Below are 1,316 nucleotides of genomic sequence, written 5' to 3' on the forward strand. Positions count from 1 at the left end.
TAGCCGGACCGGACGGCCTTCTTCTGTTCTTCGATCTTCATCCGGTCCAGATCGGTGATCTTGCGCTTGATGGTCTTGATAGCAGAGGTTTGATCGATGGACTGGATATGGAGGGTCACCACCAGGCTGTTGTCCATGGACAAAAAATCCGCCAGCATGCGGTCGTTGAGTTCAGGTGCCAGGATCTGCAGGAAGGAAACGGAGCAATGCTTTCTGCCTATCCGGAAGTTCCTCCTCTCGGAAAAATCAAAGGATGAAGGCGCAATGTAATCTTTGGTGGAAAGGCCCGACAGCGGCAGCCAGTCCCAGTCAAAGAGAAAGCGCTCCTGACCGTCCAGATGGTAGATACTGTGCAAAAGCTTCAGTCGATCTTTTCCACTCAAAGGATCTGCTGCGACGCCAAGACGCTTGAAGCTATTTAGCAGATCATTCTCGATACGCTCCAATCTGGGCTTGGCCGTACGAAGATTCTCCGCTTCAATGCCGAAGGTGATGAACTTGGTCTTGGATAGGCCGTTGTTGCCCTTGGCCAGCTGACCCCGGAGCATGTTGGCATACTCTTCGCGGATGTCATCAAAGTCGTCGTTCTGATCCGGGATCAGAATGGACTGCTCGAATTCCTCGATGCTGGCGCTCAGATTCAGGAAAGAGAACTGAAAGCGGATGGAGCTGTCAAAGTAGTTGAGAAAATCGCACCAGCCGTCAAAGATGGCCGTCTTGTCCTCGTTCTGAGCCAGCTGGTAGTTGATGTCCTGAAACTGAATGGTCTTGGTATATAAGGCATCTGTTGCCTGGCAGATGCCGTCGGGATGCATGCGCAGGTAAGGGATCGTCTGCTGGGCCGTGGCTGGAACCTTGCTGTCACGCTTGGCTCTGGCGATGGCGCTTTCAATGCGATTTCTTTCCTCGCGGCTGAGTTTTCTTTGGATGGTTTTCTGGTTGGACAATCGCTTTTACCTCCTTGTCCAGATTGGTTTGTCGCTCTACGGCGGCATAGAAGTTGTCGGTCCGGTAGGGCCGCTTCTTCGGTCGGATGAATCGGCTCTGAATGAGCTGATAGAGGATTTTTTCCAGGGGCTGACCATTACGTTCGTACATGGCCAGCAGGAAAAACGGCAGCATGGACAGCACCATGAGCAGCGCTGCTGTGCTGACACTCATGTGGGGCTTGGCAAGAAAAAACAGCGGGACGCCCAGAAGAGCTCCGCTGCCAAATGAAATCAGTTGACGCTTGGTGAGATTGAGCATCACCTTGGTCTTGATCTTGGTCAGATCCTTGGGTACAGGGACATAGGCCACAGGCTTTCCTCCTTTCG

General features: G+C 52.7%; 2 protein-coding genes. Both read right to left on the minus strand.

The features are described from left to right. On the minus strand, positions 1-929 hold a 929-nt coding region (locus tag KCG48_RS14090; protein WP_456239172.1), incomplete at its 3' end, for a VirB4-like conjugal transfer ATPase, CD1110 family. After that, on the minus strand, positions 889-1,299 hold the full coding sequence (locus KCG48_RS14095) for a PrgI family protein (protein WP_211802820.1): 411 nt from the start codon (positions 1,297-1,299) through the stop codon (positions 889-891). The genes KCG48_RS14090 and KCG48_RS14095, both read right to left, overlap by 41 nt. Positions 1,300-1,316 lie beyond the last annotated feature (17 nt).

This window comes from Proteiniclasticum sediminis, assembly GCF_018128025.1.
Taxonomy (GTDB): domain Bacteria; phylum Bacillota; class Clostridia; order Clostridiales; family Clostridiaceae; genus Proteiniclasticum; species Proteiniclasticum sediminis.